The 19,573-nt window shown below is 48.3% G+C and carries 21 protein-coding genes; all 21 read left to right on the top strand.

Annotation, left to right across the window (positions count from 1 at the left end):
- Window positions 1-126 precede the first annotated feature (126 nt).
- The 21 genes from C4S74_RS25065 (at window position 127) to rplX (ending at window position 19,563) form a co-directional block, all read left to right on the top strand.
- On the top strand, window positions 127-726 hold the full coding sequence (locus tag C4S74_RS25065; RefSeq protein WP_103998018.1) for a class I SAM-dependent methyltransferase: 600 nt from the start codon (window positions 127-129) through the stop codon (window positions 724-726).
- A 419-nt stretch (window positions 727-1,145) separates the two neighbouring features.
- The gene (rpoB, locus tag C4S74_RS25055) at window positions 1,146-4,682 is read left to right on the top strand and encodes a DNA-directed RNA polymerase subunit beta (RefSeq protein ID WP_103998017.1); all 3,537 of its coding nucleotides are present in this window, start codon (window positions 1,146-1,148) and stop codon (window positions 4,680-4,682) included.
- A 78-nt stretch (window positions 4,683-4,760) separates the two neighbouring features.
- A complete protein-coding gene (gene rpoC / locus C4S74_RS25050) occupies window positions 4,761-8,381 on the top strand; it encodes a DNA-directed RNA polymerase subunit beta' (protein ID WP_103998016.1) in 3,621 nt (1,206 codons plus the stop codon).
- 158 nt (window positions 8,382-8,539) lie between these two features.
- Window positions 8,540-8,791 (top strand): ribosomal L7Ae/L30e/S12e/Gadd45 family protein, encoded by a 252-nt coding sequence (locus tag C4S74_RS25045; protein WP_103998015.1) that lies wholly within the window; start codon window positions 8,540-8,542, stop codon window positions 8,789-8,791.
- A gap of 158 nt (window positions 8,792-8,949) precedes the next feature.
- The gene (rpsL, locus tag C4S74_RS25040) at window positions 8,950-9,369 is read left to right on the top strand and encodes a 30S ribosomal protein S12 (RefSeq protein WP_009674503.1); all 420 of its coding nucleotides are present in this window, start codon (window positions 8,950-8,952) and stop codon (window positions 9,367-9,369) included.
- 42 nt (window positions 9,370-9,411) lie between these two features.
- Complete coding sequence (rpsG, locus tag C4S74_RS25035) at window positions 9,412-9,882, top strand: 30S ribosomal protein S7 (RefSeq protein ID WP_016423665.1); 471 nt, start codon at window positions 9,412-9,414, stop codon at window positions 9,880-9,882.
- Window positions 9,883-9,917: 35 nt separating this feature from the next.
- A complete protein-coding gene (gene fusA / locus C4S74_RS25030; RefSeq protein ID WP_103998014.1) occupies window positions 9,918-11,993 on the top strand; it encodes an elongation factor G in 2,076 nt (691 codons plus the stop codon).
- Between the two features lie 45 nt (window positions 11,994-12,038).
- Window positions 12,039-13,229 (top strand): elongation factor Tu, encoded by a 1,191-nt coding sequence (tuf, locus tag C4S74_RS25025; RefSeq protein WP_103998013.1) that lies wholly within the window; start codon window positions 12,039-12,041, stop codon window positions 13,227-13,229.
- Window positions 13,230-13,658: 429 nt separating this feature from the next.
- Window positions 13,659-13,967, top strand: coding sequence for a 30S ribosomal protein S10 (gene rpsJ / locus C4S74_RS25020; protein ID WP_103998012.1), 309 nt, complete (start codon window positions 13,659-13,661; stop codon window positions 13,965-13,967).
- A 45-nt stretch (window positions 13,968-14,012) separates the two neighbouring features.
- Window positions 14,013-14,636, top strand: a complete 624-nt coding sequence (gene rplC, locus C4S74_RS25015) for a 50S ribosomal protein L3 (RefSeq protein ID WP_103998011.1) — start codon at window positions 14,013-14,015, stop codon at window positions 14,634-14,636.
- A gap of 16 nt (window positions 14,637-14,652) precedes the next feature.
- Window positions 14,653-15,279, top strand: a complete 627-nt coding sequence (rplD, locus tag C4S74_RS25010; protein ID WP_103998010.1) for a 50S ribosomal protein L4 — start codon at window positions 14,653-14,655, stop codon at window positions 15,277-15,279.
- A complete protein-coding gene (rplW, locus tag C4S74_RS25005; RefSeq protein WP_103998009.1) occupies window positions 15,276-15,566 on the top strand; it encodes a 50S ribosomal protein L23 in 291 nt (96 codons plus the stop codon). The genes rplD and rplW overlap by 4 nt, the downstream gene beginning before the upstream one ends.
- A gap of 30 nt (window positions 15,567-15,596) precedes the next feature.
- Window positions 15,597-16,427, top strand: coding sequence for a 50S ribosomal protein L2 (gene rplB, locus C4S74_RS25000; RefSeq protein ID WP_103998008.1), 831 nt, complete (start codon window positions 15,597-15,599; stop codon window positions 16,425-16,427).
- 48 nt (window positions 16,428-16,475) lie between these two features.
- Window positions 16,476-16,754 carry a 30S ribosomal protein S19 gene (gene rpsS, locus C4S74_RS24995; RefSeq protein WP_009676795.1) on the top strand — a complete coding sequence of 93 codons (279 nt, stop codon included), beginning with the start codon at window positions 16,476-16,478 and terminating at the stop codon, window positions 16,752-16,754.
- 30 nt (window positions 16,755-16,784) lie between these two features.
- A complete protein-coding gene (gene rplV, locus C4S74_RS24990; RefSeq protein ID WP_016423663.1) occupies window positions 16,785-17,117 on the top strand; it encodes a 50S ribosomal protein L22 in 333 nt (110 codons plus the stop codon).
- Window positions 17,118-17,130: 13 nt separating this feature from the next.
- On the top strand, window positions 17,131-17,793 hold the full coding sequence (gene rpsC / locus C4S74_RS24985; RefSeq protein ID WP_103998007.1) for a 30S ribosomal protein S3: 663 nt from the start codon (window positions 17,131-17,133) through the stop codon (window positions 17,791-17,793).
- A 2-nt stretch (window positions 17,794-17,795) separates the two neighbouring features.
- Entirely contained in the window at window positions 17,796-18,230 is a 435-nt protein-coding gene (gene rplP / locus C4S74_RS24980) for a 50S ribosomal protein L16 (protein ID WP_103998006.1), read from the top strand.
- Window positions 18,220-18,417 carry a 50S ribosomal protein L29 gene (gene rpmC / locus C4S74_RS24975; protein WP_009676819.1) on the top strand — a complete coding sequence of 66 codons (198 nt, stop codon included), beginning with the start codon at window positions 18,220-18,222 and terminating at the stop codon, window positions 18,415-18,417. The genes rplP and rpmC overlap by 11 nt, the downstream gene beginning before the upstream one ends.
- A 26-nt stretch (window positions 18,418-18,443) precedes the next feature.
- Entirely contained in the window at window positions 18,444-18,707 is a 264-nt protein-coding gene (rpsQ, locus tag C4S74_RS24970) for a 30S ribosomal protein S17 (protein WP_009676813.1), read from the top strand.
- 32 nt (window positions 18,708-18,739) lie between these two features.
- Window positions 18,740-19,108 (top strand): 50S ribosomal protein L14, encoded by a 369-nt coding sequence (gene rplN / locus C4S74_RS24965; RefSeq protein WP_103998005.1) that lies wholly within the window; start codon window positions 18,740-18,742, stop codon window positions 19,106-19,108.
- Window positions 19,109-19,209: 101 nt separating this feature from the next.
- Window positions 19,210-19,563, top strand: a complete 354-nt coding sequence (gene rplX / locus C4S74_RS24960; protein WP_009676802.1) for a 50S ribosomal protein L24 — start codon at window positions 19,210-19,212, stop codon at window positions 19,561-19,563.
- The last annotated feature ends 10 nt before the right edge of the window (window positions 19,564-19,573 follow it).

Below are 19,573 nucleotides of genomic sequence, written 5' to 3'. Positions count from 1 at the left end.
TTGAAGCCTGGCTTCAAGAGGTTTCTTTTGAATTTATAGAGCTTTTTGGATGCTGTTATGTAGAGCTTCATAATTCCGGGTATTCTAGGATAGGAAAAGTGACTTGAATACAAAGGAGCGATCGCGTTGACGGATCACTACTATACGCAAAAACCGACAGTGAAACACAATGTGCGGGAAATAGAGTTTCAAGTGGGCGATCGCAAGCTCAAATTGAAGACGGACGCCGGAGTCTTTTCCAAGAGCGAGGTCGATTTCGGCAGCCGTCTGCTAATCGAAACTATGGTGCTGCCGGCTAAGGCGCGTATTCTGGATGTGGGCTGCGGTTATGGGCCGATCGGATTGAGTGCGGCTTTTAAATGTCCGTCCGGTCATGTAACGATGGTAGATATCAACGAACGGGCTATCGAGCTTACGGCACAAAACGCGGAACGTAATGGAATCCGGAATATCACCGTGCATCAAAGCGATAAGCTGGAGGCAGTAAACACGGAAAAATTCGATGTGGTTCTGACGAATCCGCCGATACGGGCAGGTAAACAGACTGTGCATGCCATATTTGAACAGGCATACGAATGTCTGAATCCCGGAGGGGGATTATGGGTGGTTATTCAGAAGAAACAAGGATCGCCGTCGGCCTTCGCCAAGATGGAAGAGCTTTTCGGAGAGGCCGATGAAGTTACCAAAGACAAAGGCTATCGTATAATACGGGCTTTTAAGAAATAGTCAAGTGTTTGAGAAAAAAGTTTGACTTGACAATCTTGATATGGTATCATTAAAAAATGTCAGTATTAAGATGGGCTTGATGTCTTTCGTTTAAGAAAATGTCAAGCATTTTTTTTGGAGAGAAATGAATAAAATTTCAAACGTTGAGTATAATGTTGAAATTTTAGGAAATTCTAACAAAATAGTAGTACTAGTCATAACGATGCGGATCAACAAGAAAAACCTCCATCCATTGCAGTCGCTTCTTCGGACGGGCTCTCTGACAAGATCGGAGATGTCCAACCTTAGCGTGCGCCCGGCTTAGACGCCCTTCCTTAAGGGGGTGCCACCATACAAGACGGCGCCGCATGAAGTGTACGTCGATAGAAGTTTTTCTTATTTATTTTTATGAACTGAGTAGACTTAAGGGGTGAATGAAGTTGGCGGGACATCTTGTTCAATTTGGACGACGCAAACGCAGGACTTATGCTCGAATTAATGAGGTGCTGGACATCCCCAACCTGATTGAAATTCAACAAAAATCGTACGAATGGTTTTTGGATGAAGGATTGCGGGAGATGTTTTTAGATATCTCACCGATTCAGGATTTTACGGGGAATCTAGTGCTTGAGTTTATTGACTACAGCTTAGGAGAGCCTAAGTATTCCGTGGACGAATCCAAAGAGCGTGACGTAACCTACGCTGCACCGCTTCGGGTGAAGGTACGTCTGATCAATAAGGAAACCGGAGAAGTAAAGGAACAGGAAGTGTTCATGGGCGATTTCCCGATCATGACCGAGACCGGAACCTTTATTATTAACGGTGCTGAACGTGTAATTGTCTCCCAGCTCGTTCGTTCTCCTAGCGTCTATTATAGCACTAAAGTGGATAAGAACGGTAAAAAGACTTACACAGCTACGGTTATTCCTAACCGGGGAGCTTGGCTGGAATTAGAGACGGACGCGAAAGATATCATTTATGTGAGAATCGACCGCACACGTAAAATTCCGGTTACCGTTCTTCTGCGTGCACTTGGATTCGGAACCGATGCCGAGATTCTTGATCTTCTTGGCGATAATGAATATATACGCAATACGCTCGACAAAGACAACACCGATTCAACGGATAAAGCGCTGATTGAGATTTACGAGCGTCTTCGTCCGGGTGAGCCGCCGACTCTGGATAATGCAAGAAGCTTGCTTGTAGCTCGTTTCTTCGATCCGAAGCGGTATGACCTCGCCAATGTGGGCCGATACAAAATCAACAAGAAGCTTCATATCAAGAACCGCTTGTTCAACCAGCGTCTTGCCGAAACTCTTGTGGATCCGGAAACGGGAGAAATCGTAGCCGAGGCGGGTCAATTGCTTGACCGTCGTCTGCTTGATGAAGTTCTTCCTTTCCTGGAGAAGAAGATCGGATTCAAAGATTACTCCGTACCTAACGGAGTTGCCGGAGAGGAAATCATTCCGGTTCAAACGATTGATGTATACTCGCCTATCGAAGACGGTAAAGTAGTCAAAGTCATTTCTAACGCTGTCATTGACAAGTCCGTTAAGAACATTACACCGGCCGATATCATTTCGTCCATTAACTACTTTATAAACCTTCTGCATGGAATCGGAAACACGGATGATATCGATCATCTCGGAAATCGTCGTCTCCGTTCCGTAGGCGAGCTGCTCCAGAACCAGTTCCGTATCGGTTTGTCCCGTATGGAGCGTGTCGTTCGCGAGCGTATGTCCATTCAGGATGCGAATGTCATCACACCGCAGGCTCTGATCAACATACGTCCGGTTATTGCGGCCATCAAGGAGTTCTTCGGAAGCTCCCAACTTTCGCAGTTCATGGATCAGACGAATCCGCTGGCAGAACTTACGCATAAGCGCCGTCTGTCCGCTCTCGGTCCCGGTGGTTTGACGCGTGAGCGCGCGGGCTTTGAAGTCCGTGACGTCCATCACTCCCACTATGGCCGGATGTGTCCGATTGAAACGCCGGAGGGTCCGAACATCGGGTTGATCAACTCCTTGTCCACCTTCGCGCGGATCAACGAGTACGGCTTTATCGAAGCGCCATACCGCCACGTGGATCCGAAGACCGGTGTGGTCACGGAAGAAATCGTGTATATGACAGCGGATGAAGAGGATAACTACGTCGTTGCTCAAGCGAATGCCGAGCTTACGGAAGAAGGAACATTCGTTAACGACAGTGTTATCGTCCGTTATAAAGATGATATCTTGACTCTGCCTAAAGAGCGCGTCGACTACATGGACGTATCTCCTAAGCAGGTTGTATCGGTTGCGACAGCGCTGATTCCGTTCCTGGAAAACGATGACTCCAACCGTGCCCTCATGGGATCGAACATGCAGCGTCAAGCCGTTCCGCTTCTTATTCCTAAAGCGCCTCTTGTTGGTACGGGAATGGAGCATAAGTCCGCTAAAGACTCCGGTGTTTGTATTGTTGCCAAACATGACGGAATTATTGAAAAAGTTGCCGGTAATGAGATTTGGCTGCGCCGCCAGGAACTGGTGGACGGAAAACTGGTTAACGGCAATCTCATCAAACATAAGCTTCACAAGTTTATGCGTTCCAACCAAGGTACGTGTATCAACCAGCGTCCGATCGTTCAAAAAGGCCAGCTTGTTAAAGCGGGCGACATCCTCGCCGACGGCCCTTCGACTGAACAAGGGGAATTGGCTCTTGGACGTAACGTGGTCGTTGCCTTCATGACTTGGGAAGGTTACAACTACGAGGATGCGATCCTTCTGAGCGAAAGACTTGTAAAAGAAGATGTGTACACATCCATTCACATCGAGGAATACGAGTCTGAAGCGCGGGATACGAAGCTCGGTCCGGAAGAGATCACTCGCGACATTCCGAATGTCGGCGAAGACGCTCTGAAGAACCTCGACGAGCGCGGAATTATCCGCGTCGGTGCCGAAATCGGCGCGGGCGACATTCTGGTCGGTAAAGTAACGCCGAAAGGCGTGACGGAGCTGACGGCAGAAGAACGTCTCCTGCATGCGATTTTCGGTGAGAAGGCGCGTGAAGTAAGGGATACCTCCCTGCGCGTTCCTCACGGAACCGACGGTATCGTCGTGGACGTGAAAGTATTTACACGCGAGAACGGCGACGAACTGCCTCCGGGCGTTAACCAGCTCGTTCGCGTCTACATTGCCCAGAAGCGTAAAATCTCCGAGGGCGATAAAATGGCCGGTCGTCACGGTAACAAAGGGGTTATCGCGCGCATTCTTCCTGAGGAAGATATGCCGTTCATGCCGGACGGAACGCCTGTAGAAGTCGTTCTTAACCCGCTGGGCGTACCATCCCGTATGAACATCGGTCAAGTACTGGAAGTCCATCTGGGTATGGCCTCCAGAGCGCTTGGTATCCACGTGGCTACGCCGGTATTCGACGGAGCACGCGAGTACGATGTGTTCGATACGATGGAAGAAGCCGGTATGCAGCGCAACGGTAAAACCAAGCTCTATGACGGCCGCACAGGCGATGCTTTTGAACGCGAAGTAACCGTTGGCGTCATGTACATGATCAAACTGGCGCACATGGTTGATGATAAAATCCACGCCCGTTCCACGGGTCCGTACTCTCTCGTTACACAACAGCCTCTCGGTGGTAAAGCCCAGTTCGGCGGACAGCGTTTCGGGGAGATGGAAGTTTGGGCCCTTGAGGCCTACGGCGCGGCTTACACGCTTCAGGAAATCCTGACCGTGAAGTCGGATGACGTGGTCGGACGTGTTAAAACGTACGAATCTATCGTCAAGGGCGAGAACGTTCCGGAGCCGGGAGTTCCGGAATCGTTTAAAGTATTGATCAAAGAGCTTCAAAGCTTGGGTATGGACGTTAAAATCCTGTCCGGCGACGAAGAGGAAATCGAGATGAAAGAACTCGATGATGAGGAAGATACGACCAGTGACAAGCTTAATCTGAACCTTGAAGGGGCAGAAATTGGAGTCGAATAGCTGCAACTGATAGAGGAAAGGCGGACATAGCAGTCCGCCTCCTTCCCATAACTAGCACATTCTAAGGAGGGTTGCTCCTTGTTGGACGTAAACAACTTCGAATTTATGAAAATTGGATTGGCCTCACCTGAGAAGATCCGTTCGTGGTCCCGTGGGGAAGTTAAAAAACCGGAAACCATCAACTACAGAACATTGAAACCGGAGAAAGAAGGTTTGTTCTGCGAGAAGATTTTCGGACCGACGAAAGACTGGGAGTGTCACTGCGGTAAATACAAGCGTGTGCGTTACAAAGGTGTAGTTTGTGACCGCTGTGGCGTTGAAGTCACGCGTCAGAAAGTTCGCCGCGAACGTATGGGACACATCGAGCTTGCCGCTCCCGTATCCCACATCTGGTATTTCAAAGGTATTCCTAGCCGTATGGGTCTTGCCTTGGATATGTCTCCTCGTTCCCTTGAAGAGATCATCTACTTTGCATCCTATGTAGTAACGGACCCGGGAGATACGCCTCTTGAGAAGAAACAGCTTCTTTCCGAGAAAGAATACCGCAGCTACCGTGAGAAATACGGCTATGCTTTTCAAGCAGGTATGGGTGCCGAAGCCGTTAAGAAGCTTCTTCAGGATATCGACATCGATAAAGACGTGGAATCCTTGAAAGAAGAACTTAAAACCGCTCAAGGCCAACGCCGCAACCGGGCCATTAAACGCCTGGAAGTAATGGAAGCGTTCCGTAATTCAAAAAACCGTCCGGACTGGATGGTTCTTGATGTGCTGCCCGTTATTCCTCCGGAACTTCGCCCAATGGTTCAACTGGACGGCGGACGTTTTGCGACTTCCGACCTTAACGACCTGTATCGCCGCGTTATTAACCGTAACAACCGTCTGAAGCGTCTGCTTGACCTGGGCGCACCGGATATTATCGTTCAGAACGAGAAGCGTATGCTTCAAGAAGCGGTTGACGCTTTGATCGATAACGGCCGCCGTGGCCGTCCTGTAACGGGTCCCGGTAACCGTCCGCTTAAATCTCTCAGCCACATGCTGAAAGGTAAGCAGGGCCGTTTCCGTCAGAACTTGCTCGGTAAACGTGTTGACTACTCCGGCCGTTCCGTTATCGTTGTAGGTCCTAGCCTCAAAATGTACCAATGCGGTCTGCCTAAAGAGATGGCTTTGGAACTGTTCAAGCCGTTCGTTATGAAAGAACTGGTGAACAAAGGTCTTGCCCATAACATCAAAAGTGCGAAGCGCAAAGTAGAACGTGTCAGCCCTGAAGTTTGGGACGTCCTTGAAGAAGTAATTAAGGAGCACCCGGTTCTTCTGAACCGTGCCCCCACACTGCATAGACTGGGTATCCAGGCGTTCGAACCGATTCTGGTCGAAGGACGCGCCATCAAGCTGCATCCGCTCGTATGTACGGCCTATAACGCCGACTTCGACGGTGACCAAATGGCCGTTCACGTGCCGCTTTCCGCCGAAGCGCAGGCTGAAGCACGGCTTCTCATGCTTGCGGCAGGCAACATTCTTAACCCGAAAGACGGCAAGCCGGTCGTAACTCCATCGCAGGATATGGTTCTCGGAAGCTTCTATCTGACTACGGACAACAAGCATGGACGCGGAGCGAACCTGATCTTCCGTTCCGTAAACGAAGCCGTTTCCGCTTATCAGAACGGCACTGCCGAGCTGCATGCCCGTGTAGCGATTCCTGCCAAGGTTTTGAACAAGAATAACTTTACGGAAGCCCAGCAGAACGCTTATCTGATTACGACCATCGGTAAAATCATCTTCAACGAGATTTTCCCGGATGACTTCCCGTACATCAATGATGCGACTAAAGCGAACCTGCTCAACGGTCCTTCCGATGACTATTTCGTGTTTGAAAAAGGCTCCAACATCCGTGCCAGAATGGAAGAGCTTCCGGAGGCGAAAGCGGTCGGTAAAGACTACCTCGGTTCGATTATTGCCGAGTGTTTCCGTAATTACCATACGACTAAAACTTCGGTCATTCTCGACAAGATCAAAGAACTCGGCTTCACCTACTCCACTAAAGCCGGTATTACCGTTGCCGTGGCGGATGTCGTGGTACCTAACGAGAAGAAGAAGATCCTCGAAGATTCCGAAGAAAAGGTACGCACGGTAACGAACCAATACCGCCGCGGTCTTATTACTGACGACGAGCGTTATGACCGTGTTATCGCGATCTGGAGTAAAACGAAGGATGAAATCACGGATATCCTGATGAAATCCCTCGACAAATACAACTCCATCAACATGATGGTAGAATCCAAAGCGCGGGGTAACAAATCGCAAATCACTCAGCTGGGCGGTATGCGTGGTCTGATGGCCAACCCGTCCGGTAAAATTATCGAGTTGCCGATTAAGTCGAACTTCCGTGAAGGTCTTACCGTATTGGAATACTTTATTTCCACGCACGGTGCCCGTAAAGGTCTTGCCGATACGGCCCTTCGTACAGCGGATTCGGGTTACCTGACTCGTCGTCTCGTTGACGTAGCCCAGGATGTTATCGTCCGTGAAGATGATTGCGGAACGGATAAAGGATTCATCGTCAGCAAAATTCAAGACGGCAAAGAAGTTATTGAAGACCTGTTTGACCGTATTGAAGGCCGCTATGCGTTCGAAACGATTCGTCATCCGGAAACGGGCGAAGTCATCGTAAACCGCAACGAGCTGATCGAAGCCAACATTGCGAACGCGATCATCGATGCGAATATCGAACGTCTTCAAATTCGGTCCGTGCTTAGCTGCCGCTCCCGTCACGGGGTCTGCAAGAAGTGTTACGGACGTAACCTGGCGACCGGCCAGCACGTTGAAATCGGGGAAGCTGTCGGTATTATCGCAGCCCAATCCATCGGCGAGCCAGGAACCCAGCTTACCATGCGTACGTTCCATACCGGGGGCGTTGCCGGAGACGATATCACGCAAGGTCTTCCGCGTATTCAGGAGCTTTTCGAAGCCCGGAATCCGAAAGGTCAAGCGATTATCTCCGAAATCGACGGACTTGTTAAAGAGATCCGCGAAGCCAAGGATCGCCGTGAAATTGAAGTTCAGGGCGAAGCTGAATCCCGTGTATATGCGGTACCTTACGGTTCCCGTGTAAGAGCGATTGTCGGTCAGACGATCGAAGCCGGGGATGAGCTTACCGAAGGTTCGATCGATCCGAAGGAAATGCTCCGTATCAAAGGTATCCGTGGCGTTCAAAACTATATCCTTCAAGAGGTTCAGCGCGTTTACCGGAACCAGGGTGTAGAAATTAACGATAAGCACGTTGAAGTTATGATTCGCCAGATGCTTCGCAAAATCCGTATCGTTGATGCGGGTGACACTACACTTCTGCCGGGTTCCTTCGTAGATATGCACGAATACGAAGAAGCGAACAAAGTAGCTTTGTTTGCGGATAAAGAGCCAGCCGTAGCCAAACCGATTCTTCTCGGGATTACGAAAGCATCGCTGGAGACGGATTCCTTCCTCTCCGCGGCATCGTTCCAGGAGACGACACGCGTATTGACGGATGCCGCGATCAAAGGCAAAGTCGATCAGCTGCTCGGCCTCAAGGAGAATGTTATCATCGGTAAGCTGATTCCTGCAGGTACGGGTATGACCCGTTACCGGAACATCCGGGTCGTAGATCCGAACCAGGAGCCTGCTGAAGAAGAAAATGCAGAAAAAGAAGCGGTATCCGTTGACTAAACGGAACTGATTCGGCAATAAAAGGCCCGTCTCCCGAGAGTTTGTAAAAAATATCGAAGGAGACGGGTAATATTCTTGACACTACCCTGCCGAGATGCTAAGATATCGTAGTGTGCCTAAATTAATATTCTTTCCTGTTCTTTGGGGGATATGGGATTATGACATATGACAAAGTAAAACAGGCGTCGAAATTAAGTGTCGGCACAAAGCAAGCAACGAAAAGCGTCGAGCTTGGTCAGGCATTAGAAGTTATTGTTGCCAAAGATGCAGATCCGCGATTGACTACTAAGATTGTTAATCTCTGCACCAAATCAGGAGTAGAGGTTACTTACGTAGATTCCATGAAGCTGCTTGGAAAAGCATGCGGAATCGAAGTGGGAGCCGCTGTGGCTGCGATCGTCGATAAATAGTAAGGCCGAGTGTTTTTGTTTCTAGATTTCATGTGAGAATAACCAGCTTATTTTTGCTGAGTCTAAAAACAAAAACTTTCCTTTGCTTTTTTACGACTCGCCTGGATCTGTGGGCTTGCAATAAAGGAAGTAACAAATGCTAGAGAGGAGGTGGCGGCATGCCAACAATTAACCAGCTAGTTCGTAAAGGACGTCAAGCTAAAGTCGTTAAATCGAAATCCCCAGCTCTCCAAAGAGGTTTCAACGCCCTGAAAAGAGAGTCGACGGAAATCAGCGCTCCACAAAAACGTGGTGTTTGTACTCGTGTAGGTACAATGACTCCGAAGAAACCGAACTCCGCACTTCGTAAATACGCACGTGTGCGTTTGACGAACCGTGTAGAGGTTACTGCATACATTCCGGGTATCGGACACAACCTGCAAGAACACAGTGTTGTTCTGATTCGCGGCGGAAGGGTTAAAGACCTTCCGGGGGTACGTTACCACATCGTTCGCGGTGCACTGGATACGTCCGGTGTTAACAACCGTATGCAAGCTCGTTCCAAATACGGTACGAAGCGTCCGAAAGCGAAGAAGTAATAATTTTTAAAGCATTTATTTTTTGGGGAAAGGGGGATCACTATGCCTCGTAAAGGTCCAGTAACACGCAGAGACGTATTGCCAGATCCGATTTACAACAGCAAATTGGTTACTCGTCTGATCAACCGCATCATGATCGACGGCAAAAGAGGGGTAGCACAATCGATTCTATATAACGCATTTGAACTCGTGCAAGAGCGTACCGGTAAGGAGCCGATGGAAGTTTTCGAACAAGCCATCAAGAACATCATGCCGGTGCTGGAAGTTAAATCTCGCCGTGTCGGCGGTGCTAACTACCAAGTTCCGATCGAAGTTAAACCTGAGCGTCGTACGACATTAGGTTTGCGTTGGCTCGTAAACTACTCTCGTCTTCGTGGTGAGAAAACCATGGAAGAGAGACTGGCTTTCGAAATTATCGATGCTAGCAACAACACAGGTTCTTCCGTTAAGAAACGTGAAGATGTACACAAGATGGCGGAAGCGAACAAAGCGTTTGCTCACTACCGTTGGTAGGATTCAGATCCTCGAATTAGGAAGGAGACAAAACCATGGCAAGAGAGTTCTCCTTAAAAGATACGCGTAATATCGGGATCATGGCGCATATTGATGCGGGTAAAACGACTACAACCGAACGGATCCTGTACTACACAGGCCGTACCCACAAAATCGGTGAGGTGCACGAAGGTGCAGCTACGATGGACTGGATGGAGCAGGAACAGGAGCGCGGAATTACGATTACTTCCGCCGCTACCACTGCTGCATGGAAAAATCACCGTATCAATATCATTGATACCCCGGGACACGTTGACTTCACGGTAGAAGTTGAACGTTCCCTGCGTGTATTGGATGGAGCTGTTGGTGTATTCAGTGCGAAGGAAGGCGTAGAGCCTCAGTCTGAAACCGTTTGGAGACAGGCTGACAAGTACAGCGTTCCTCGTATCGCTTACGTCAACAAAATGGATATCATCGGCGCTGACTTCTTGGGAGTAGTTGATTCGATGCGTGACAAGTTGGGTGCCAATGCGGTAGCTATTCAGCTTCCGATCGGCGCTGAGAATGACTTCGTCGGCATCATTGACATCGTCGAAGAGAAAGCTATTCTTTACAAGGATGACCTTGGTAAAGAAGTAGAAGATATCGAGATTCCTGCGGAGTACAAAGACAAAGTCGCTGAACTTCGTATGGAACTTGTCGAGAAAGTTGCTGAGCTAGATGAAGAGCTTACAATGAAATACCTGGAAGGTGAAGAAATTACGGTTGCCGAGCTGAAAGCGGCTCTCCGCAAAGGCGTAGTATCCGTTCAAATCTTCCCGGTTATCTGTGGTTCTTCTTACCGTAACAAAGGGGTTCAGCCTATGCTGGACGCCGTAATCGACTATTTGCCGGCTCCAATCGACGTACCGGATATTCAAGGTGTTCTTGAAGACGGAACGGAGACAATCCGCAAATCTTCCGACAGCGAACCTTTTGCTGCGCTTGCATTCAAAATCATGACCGACCCTTACGTTGGTAAACTCACGTTCTTCCGTGTGTACTCCGGCGTATTGCAGTCCGGCTCCTATGTTCTGAATGCTACCAAAGGCAAGCGTGAGCGCGTTGGCCGTATTCTTCAAATGCATGCGAACAGCCGTCAAGAAATCTCCGAAGTTTATGCAGGGGATATCGCGGCAGCCGTAGGTTTGAAAGATACAGGTACAGGTGACACCCTCTGTGACGAGAAAAACGCGGTTATCTTGGAGTCCATGAACTTCCCTGAACCGGTTATCGAAATCGCAGTTGAGCCTAAAACGAAAGCCGACCAAGACAAAATGGGCGTTGCGCTTTCCAAGCTTACCGAGGAAGATCCTACATTGCGCGCCAGCACCAACGAGGAAACCGGTCAAACGATTCTCGCAGGTATGGGTGAGCTTCACTTGGAAATCATCGTTGACCGTATGCGTCGCGAATTCAAAGTGGACACCAACGTAGGTAAACCGCAGGTTGCTTACCGCGAAACGTTCAAGTCTGGTGCCAAGGTTGAAGGTAAGTTCGTTCGTCAATCCGGTGGCCGTGGTCAATACGGACATTGTTGGGTTGAGTTCCAACCGCTTGAACCAGGCAGCGGCTTCGTATTCGAAAGCAAAATCGTCGGTGGTGCTATTCCTAGAGAATACATCGCTCCGATCCAAGCTGGTATCGAGGAATCCATGAAGAACGGTGTAATCGCCGGTTTCCCTGTTGTGGACATCAAAGCAACTGTCGTTGACGGTTCTTACCATGATGTTGACTCCAACGAAATGGCGTTTAAAATCGCTGGTTCCATGGCTCTTAAAGCAGCTAAGGACAAATGTAACCCGGCCCTGCTTGAGCCGATCATGAAAGTAGAAGTAACAGTTCCGGAAGAGTACATGGGCGACGTAATGGGCGACCTGAACTCCCGCCGCGGACGCATTGAGGGTATGGATAACCGTTCGGGTGCGCAAATCATCCGTGCTAAGGTGCCTCTCTCCGAAATGTTCGGTTACTCCACGACACTTCGTTCCAGAACGCAAGGTCGCGGTGTTTACTCCATGGAAATCTCGCATTATGAAGAAGTGCCTAGAACTATTGCAGAAGAAATCATTGCAAAGAACAAAGGCGCTTAATATAAAATTAAGCTTAAACTTTATCCCGAGGAGGAATTGTTTAACATGGCAAAGGCTAAATTCGAACGTAATAAACCGCACGTTAATATCGGTACTATTGGTCACGTCGACCACGGTAAAACAACTCTGACAGCTGCGATCACAAACGTACTGTCCAAAAGATATGGTGGATCCGCAGTAGCATTCGACCAAATCGACAAAGCACCAGAAGAGCGCGAGCGTGGTATCACAATCTCCACAGCACACGTTGAGTACGAGACTCCTAACCGTCACTACGCTCACGTTGACTGCCCAGGTCACGCCGACTATGTTAAAAACATGATCACTGGCGCGGCTCAAATGGACGGAGCGATCCTGGTTGTATCCGCAGCTGACGGCCCTATGCCGCAAACTCGCGAACACATCCTTCTTTCCCGTCAAGTAGGCGTTCCTTACATCGTCGTATTCATGAACAAATGCGACATGGTTGAAGACGAAGAGCTTCTTGAACTGGTTGAAATGGAGATCCGTGATCTTCTTTCCGAGTATGAGTTCCCAGGCGACGACACTCCGATCATTCGTGGTTCCGCTCGTGAAGCTCTGCAAAACCCAGACGGCGAATGGGCTGACAAAATCATCGAGCTCTTCGAGCAAGTTGATACTTACATCCCAACTCCAGAACGCGAAACTGACAAGCCTTTCCTTATGCCTGTCGAGGACGTATTCTCCATCACAGGTCGTGGTACAGTTGCTACAGGCCGTGTAGAGCGTGGTACTGTTAAAGTACAAGACGAAGTTGAAATCGTTGGTATCGCTGAAGAAACTCGCAAATGCGTAGTTACAGGCGTAGAAATGTTCCGTAAGCTTCTTGATTCCGCTCAAGCTGGTGACAACATCGGCGCACTGCTTCGTGGTGTAGACCGTAAAGACATCGAGCGCGGACAAGTTCTTTCGAAGCCGGGTTCCGTTAACCCGCACACTAACTTTTCTGCACAAATCTACGTTCTGACTAAAGAAGAGGGTGGCCGTCATAAGCCTTTCTTCACAGGTTACCGTCCTCAGTTCTACTTCCGTACAACTGACGTAACGGGTATCATCACCCTGCCAGAAGGAACTGAAATGGTTATGCCTGGTGATAACATCACTGTAACGGTAGAACTGATCAACCCAATCGCTATCGAGCAAGGTACTAAGTTCGCGATCCGTGAAGGCGGCCGTACTGTTGGCGCCGGCGCAGTAGCAACAATCAGCAAATAATTTCGTCTGACGACGATCTTCATATGAAACACGTACTGTAACGAGACCCCTGTACTGTAACGAAGTAAGACGAAGGCCCTGCCCTTGGTGGCGGGGCCTTTTTATATGAAAGCTATTAATCGGTCAATAAAGTTCGGTCAGACACATCCAGCGGCAAGACATCAACAAGCACACGATTCATAAAGAAAATCGAACGATTATGCACATGAAAGCGACATTTTCGGAAACCTTTTTGTTTCTAGATATTTGTCGTATAAAAATGTTGCATTTATCTTTGGTATTCGATATAATAGTGAGCGTTGGTCTGTGACGTTGCGATGATGTGAGAGGTTGCTGGCACACCCGGCCCCTTTGCCATGGGAGTGGTTGTCAGGAGATTTTCACGGAGTATGTCCGATACTAAATTGGGCGATAGAAGGAGGGACTTATATGGCAAAGCAAAAAATTCGTATCCGTTTGAAAGCTTATGATCACAGAGTGATCGATCAATCGGCTGAGAAAATCGTTGAAACTGCCAAGCGTTCCGGAGCAAGTGTTTCCGGTCCGATTCCGCTTCCAACTGAGAAGCAAGTTATCACGATTCTTCGTGCGGTACACAAATACAAAGATTCTCGTGAGCAATTCGAGCAGCGTACACACAAGCGTCTGATCGATATCGTGAATCCTACACCACAAACTGTGGACGCTTTGATGAGACTGGACTTACCGTCCGGCGTAGACATTGAAATTAAACTGTAAAGCTTCTATATATAGAAGAAACGAAAAGGAAAAGAGGTGTCAACGATGAAAGGTATCTTAGGTAAAAAACTTGGAATGACTCAAGTGTTTACACCGGAAGGAAACGTAGTACCTGTCACTGTTATCCAAGCTGGACCTTGTGTGGTTCTGCAGAAGAAAGATGTGGATAACGACGGTTACGAATCGATCCAAATCGGTTTCGCGGACAAGAAAGAGAAAAATGCAACTAAGCCTGAAATTGGTCATGCCAAGAAGGCGAACACTGCTCCTAAGCGCTACGTTAAAGAATTTCGTGGAGTGGCACTGGGTGAGTATGAAGTTGGTCAAGAGCTGAATGCTGATCTTTTCAGCGAGGGTGAATTTGTTGACGTATCCGGTACTTCCAAAGGTAAAGGATTCCAAGGCGTTATCAAAAGACACAATCAGCACACTGGTCCAATGTCTCACGGCTCCCGATATCATCGTGGACCGGGTTCGATGGGTTCCATCGCAGCTAACCGTGTAATGAAAGGCAAGAAATTGCCAGGACATATGGGTAGCGAAACCGTAACCCTGCAAAACCTGCAAGTTATTAAAGTTGATGCGGAACGCAACGTAATTCTTGTTAAAGGCTCCATTCCTGGTCCTAGAAACAGCTACGTTAGCGTGAAATCCGCGGTGAAAAAGTAAGAAAGGAGGAAGACTGATGCCAAAAGTAGCTCTTTATAATGTATCCGGCTCGCAAGTCGGTGAAGTAGAACTGTCTGATGCAGTGTTCGGTATCGAACCTCACGTACACGCTCTGCATGAAGCTGTTTTGCTCCAGCAAGCATCCGTTCGTCAAGGAACCCACAAGGTTAAAGGACGTTCTGAAGTACGCGGCGGCGGACGTAAGCCGTGGAAGCAGAAAGGTACTGGCCGTGCTCGTCAAGGTAGTATCCGTGCTCCACAATGGAAGGGTGGCGGTGTCGTATTCGGACCGACTCCTCGCAGCTATGGTTACAAACTGCCTAAGAAGGTTCGTCGTCTTGCAATCAAGTCGGCCCTGTCCTCGAAGGTAATTGATAACGACATTATCGTTCTGGATCAGCTTCAAATGAACGCTCCGAAAACGAAAGAATTCGTAGCTATTTTGAAAAACCTCAATGTAGAGCGTAAAGCTCTCGTGGTTGCTGCTTCTTACGAAGATAGTGTTGCTCTCTCCGCACGTAATATTCCTGGAGTTAAATTCGTCGTTGCTGATGGAATCAACGTACTCGACGTAATGGTTCATGACAAATTGATCATTACGAAGGATGCGGTTCAGAAGGTAGAGGAGGTGCTTGCGCAATGAAGAACCCACGCGATATTATCAAGCGCCCGGTCATCACGGAACGTTCTACGGAAATGATGGCTGACAAGAAATATGTGTTCGAAGTTGAAATCCGCGCTAACAAAACGGAAATCAAGCAAGCGATCGAACAGATTTTCAAAGTAAAAGTATCGAACGTGAACACACTCAGAATGCCAGCGAAACCGAAGCGTCAAGGACGTCACTCCGGTTACACTTCCGAATGGAAGAAAGCCATCGTGACACTTAGCGCGGACAGCAAAGAGCTGGAGTTCTTTGAAACGGTATAACAATATCTCTAAAGTAAGGAGGTAACACAGGTGCCAATTAAAAAGTATAAACCGACCTCTCCAGCAAGACGTGCCATGTCGGTATCTTCTTTCGAAGAAATCACGACATCCGTACCGGAGAAATCCCTGCTTGCTCCTCTGAGCAAACAAGCTGGTCGTAACAACCAAGGTAAAATCACTACTCGTCACCAAGGTGGCGGACACAAGCGTAAATACCGCATCATCGACTTCAAACGCAATAAGGACGGCATTCCGGGTCGCGTTGCTACGATCGAATACGATCCAAACCGTTCCGCTAACATTGCTCTGATCCACTATGCAGACGGTGAGAAGAGATACATCATCGCTCCTAAGGGTCTGAAAGTCGACGATCAAATCCAATCCGGATTGGGTTCTGACATTAAAGTAGGTAACGCACTCGCTCTGGAAAACATTCCGGTCGGTACAGTTATCCACAACATTGAGTTGAAGCCAGGCAAAGGCGGACAATTGGTTCGTGCTGCCGGTACGGAAGCTCAACTGCTCGGTAAAGAAGATGTGTACGTGACTATTCGTCTTTCCTCTGGCGAAGTTCGCAAAGTGCTTAAAGGCTGCCGCGCGACAATCGGTTCTGTAGGTAACGAAGATCACGAGCTCGTGAAAATCGGTAAAGCAGGACGTAATCGTTGGCTCGGTAAGAGACCAGAAGTCCGCGGGGTAGTAATGAACCCGAACGATCACCCACACGGTGGTGGTGAAGGCCGCGCTCCAATCGGACGTAAGTCTCCGTTGTCCCCATGGGGCAAACCGACACTCGGTTATAAAACTCGTAAAAAAGGCAAAGCTTCTGACAAGTACATTGTACGTCGTCGCACGAAGTAATTTATACACATCTGAATATTTTATTGTTCAGAGAAGGGAGGGGCTTCAATGGGTCGCAGCTTGAAAAAAGGTCCTTTTATCGACGGACACCTGATGAAAAAGGTCGAAGAACTGAATGAGTCGAGCAAGAAAACGGTAATCAAAACTTGGTCTCGTCGTTCTACGATTTTCCCGCAATTCGTGGGCCACACAATCGCGGTGTATGACGGAAGAAAACACGTGCCTGTATACGTAACGGAAGATATGGTCGGACACAAACTCGGTGAGTTTGCACCAACTCGTACGTACAAAGGTCACGATGACGACAAGAAAACAGGCAAGCGCTAATCGTTATTTTTACTGGGAGGAGGTACTACTATGCAAGCTAAAGCTGCTGCTAAATTCGTTCGGATCGCTCCTCGCAAAGTGCAGCTGGTAATTGACTTGATTCGCGGCAAACAAGTAGGCGATGCGGTTGCAATCCTTCGTCATACTCCAAAGTCAGCTTCTCCGATCGTGGAGAAAGTTCTGAACTCCGCAATTGCCAACGCTGAGCACAACTATTCGATGGATCCTAACAAACTTGTTATTAGTGAAGTTTATGTGAACCACGGTCCAATCATGAAAAGATTCCGCCCTCGTGCGATGGGTCGTGCAAGCCGTATCAATAAACGTACCAGCCACATCACTGTTGTGGTATCTGAGAAATAAGGAGGGATAACGTGTGGGTCAAAAAGTAAGCCCGGTGGGTCTTAGAATTGGTATTATTCGCGATTGGGAATCCAAATGGTATGCTGAGAAAGATTTCGGCGACCTGCTGATGGAAGACGTTAAAATTCGTGAATATCTGAAGAACAAGCTGAAAGATTCTGCAGTGTCCCATATCGATATCGAGCGCGCGGCTAATCGCGTTAACGTGACGATTCATACAGCTAAACCTGGTATGGTTATCGGTAAAGGTGGATCGGAAGTTGAAAACATCCGTAACTACATTGCCAACATGACAGGCAAGAAGGTACACATCAACATTGCAGAAGTGAAAAACCCTGAGCTTGACGCTGTCCTTGTTGCAGAAAGCATTGCACAGCAGCTTGAGCGCCGCGTGTCTTTCCGTCGTGCTATGAAACAAGCGATGCAAAGAACGCAAAGAGCGGGAGCTAAAGGTATTAAAGTTTCGACCAGCGGTCGTCTGGGCGGAGCGGAGATTGCCCGTACGGAAGGATACAGCGAAGGAACAGTTCCACTCCACACGCTTCGTGCGGATATCGATTATGGTACAGCTGAAGCGCACACGACCTACGGACGGATCGGCGTGAAAGTATGGATCTATCGTGGAGAGGTACTTCCGACAGCTAAGAAAAAGGCTCAATCGGAAGGAGGCAACTAATCATGTTAGTACCTAAACGTGTAAAACACCGCAAAGAACACCGCGGTAAAATGAAAGGTCGCGCTAAAGGCGGCACTGAAGTTGTTTTCGGTGAATTCGGTCTCCAGGCTCTCGAGCCTGCGTGGATCACAAACCGTCAGATCGAAGCAGCACGTATTGCCATGACTCGTTACATCAAGCGTGGCGGTAAAGTGTGGATCAAAATCTTCCCTTCGAAGCCAATTACCCAAAAGCCTCTTGAAGTTCGGATGGGTAGCGGTAAAGGTAACGTTGAGAAATGGGTTAGCGTAGTAAAACCAGGTAAAGTTATGTTCGAGCTTGCTGGTGTTAGCGAAGAAGTTGCTCGCGAAGCTATGCGTCTTGCTATGCACAAGCTTCCCGTTAAATGTAAGTTCGTGAAGAAAGAAGAAGTGGGTGGTGAAGCACATGAAGGCTAGTGAATTCCGCAACTTAACCACTGCTGAGATTGAACAAAGAATTAACGGCTTTAAGGAAGAACTTTTTAACCTCCGTTTTCAACTAGCTACCGGACAACTGGATAACCCGGTTCAAATTCAGAAGCTGCGCAAAGAAATCGCCCGTGCGAAAACAGTTTTGCGTGAAAGAGAACTCGGGATTGGTTAAGCAAATTCAGAAGGGAGGGCTCGTATATGGCAGAGCGTAACGAACGTAAAGTCCAAACCGGTAAAGTGGTCAGCGACAAAATGGATAAAACCATCGTTGTTGCCGTGGAAACTTACAAAAAACACGACTTGTACCACAAGCGGATTAAATATACGAAGAAGTTTAAAGCTCACGATGAGAACAATGAAGCGCAAATTGGCGACACCGTGAAAATCATGGAAACTCGCCCATTGTCTAAAGACAAGCGTTTCCGTCTCGTTGAGATCGTTGAAAAAGCAGTTATTGTTTAACCAACAGGTATAATCCGAAAGGAGGGACTAACATGATTCAACCATTATCTCGTTTGAAGGTTGCGGACAACTCCGGTGCGAAACAGCTGATGTGCATTCGTGTGCTTGGCGGTACTGGTCGTCGTGTAGGCAATATCGGTGATTTGATCATCTGCTCTGTGAAAGAAGCAACACCAGGGGGCGTTGTCAAAAAAGGTGATGTGGTCAAAGCGGTTATCGTTCGTACGAAGAGCGGAGCTCGTCGTAAAGACGGATCTTACATCACATTTGATGAGAACGCGGCAGTTATCGTAAAAGATGATAAGAGCCCTCGTGGAACTCGTATTTTCGGACCAGTTGCTCGTGAACTTCGTGATAGAGACTTCATGAAGATCGTTTCTCTTGCTCCTGAGGTTATCTAACACAGGCAGCACAATTAAATTGCGGCGCGGCTTTCTTCTGGAAAGTCCGGCAGCTCTTACGAAGTTAGCTTTCATACGAAAGCTTAGGAGGTGTAATCAACATGCCAAGAACGAAAAAGAGACTTGAGTCTCATAACCATAAACTGCATGTAAAGAAAGACGACACAGTTTTTGTTATCTCCGGCAAAGACAAAGGTAAGAAAGGTCGCGTTCTCGCAGCTTACCCGCGTGAAAATCGTGTTCTGGTCGAAGGCGTGAACATGATCAAGAAACATGCGAAACCTTCCCAGCAAAACCCTCAAGGCGGAATCATTACTCAAGAAGCTGCAATTCACGCTTCCAACGTAATGCTCGTGGATCCTAAGAGCGGCAAACCGACTCGTGTAGGTTACAAGGTCCTTGAAAACGGAACTAAAGTACGTATTGCGAAAAAATCCGGCGAAGCTATCGATTAATCGACTAAGT

It is taken from the genome of Paenibacillus sp. UNC499MF (genome assembly GCF_900107975.1).
Taxonomy (GTDB): domain Bacteria; phylum Bacillota; class Bacilli; order Paenibacillales; family NBRC-103111; genus Paenibacillus_F.
Note: the sequence above shows the minus strand (reverse complement) of the source record. Positions and strands in the feature narration are given on the sequence as shown.

Bases quoted from the DNA above. Each gene is read 5' to 3' on its own strand.
- C4S74_RS25045 (WP_103998015.1), top strand. From the start codon at position 8,540: ATGACATATGACAAAGTAAAACAGGCGTCGAAATTAAGTGTCGGCACA.
- rpsL (WP_009674503.1), top strand. From the start codon at position 8,950: ATGCCAACAATTAACCAGCTAGTTCGTAAAGGACGTCAAGCTAAAGTC.
- rpsG (WP_016423665.1), top strand. From the start codon at position 9,412: ATGCCTCGTAAAGGTCCAGTAACACGCAGAGACGTATTGCCAGATCCG.
- fusA (WP_103998014.1), top strand. From the start codon at position 9,918: ATGGCAAGAGAGTTCTCCTTAAAAGATACGCGTAATATCGGGATCATG.
- tuf (WP_103998013.1), top strand. From the start codon at position 12,039: ATGGCAAAGGCTAAATTCGAACGTAATAAACCGCACGTTAATATCGGT.
- rpsJ (WP_103998012.1), top strand. From the start codon at position 13,659: ATGGCAAAGCAAAAAATTCGTATCCGTTTGAAAGCTTATGATCACAGA.
- rplC (WP_103998011.1), top strand. From the start codon at position 14,013: ATGAAAGGTATCTTAGGTAAAAAACTTGGAATGACTCAAGTGTTTACA.
- rplD (WP_103998010.1), top strand. From the start codon at position 14,653: ATGCCAAAAGTAGCTCTTTATAATGTATCCGGCTCGCAAGTCGGTGAA.
- rplW (WP_103998009.1), top strand. From the start codon at position 15,276: ATGAAGAACCCACGCGATATTATCAAGCGCCCGGTCATCACGGAACGT.
- rpsS (WP_009676795.1), top strand. From the start codon at position 16,476: ATGGGTCGCAGCTTGAAAAAAGGTCCTTTTATCGACGGACACCTGATG.
- rplV (WP_016423663.1), top strand. From the start codon at position 16,785: ATGCAAGCTAAAGCTGCTGCTAAATTCGTTCGGATCGCTCCTCGCAAA.
- rplP (WP_103998006.1), top strand. From the start codon at position 17,796: ATGTTAGTACCTAAACGTGTAAAACACCGCAAAGAACACCGCGGTAAA.
- rpmC (WP_009676819.1), top strand. From the start codon at position 18,220: ATGAAGGCTAGTGAATTCCGCAACTTAACCACTGCTGAGATTGAACAA.
- rpsQ (WP_009676813.1), top strand. From the start codon at position 18,444: ATGGCAGAGCGTAACGAACGTAAAGTCCAAACCGGTAAAGTGGTCAGC.
- rplN (WP_103998005.1), top strand. From the start codon at position 18,740: ATGATTCAACCATTATCTCGTTTGAAGGTTGCGGACAACTCCGGTGCG.
- rplX (WP_009676802.1), top strand. From the start codon at position 19,210: ATGCCAAGAACGAAAAAGAGACTTGAGTCTCATAACCATAAACTGCAT.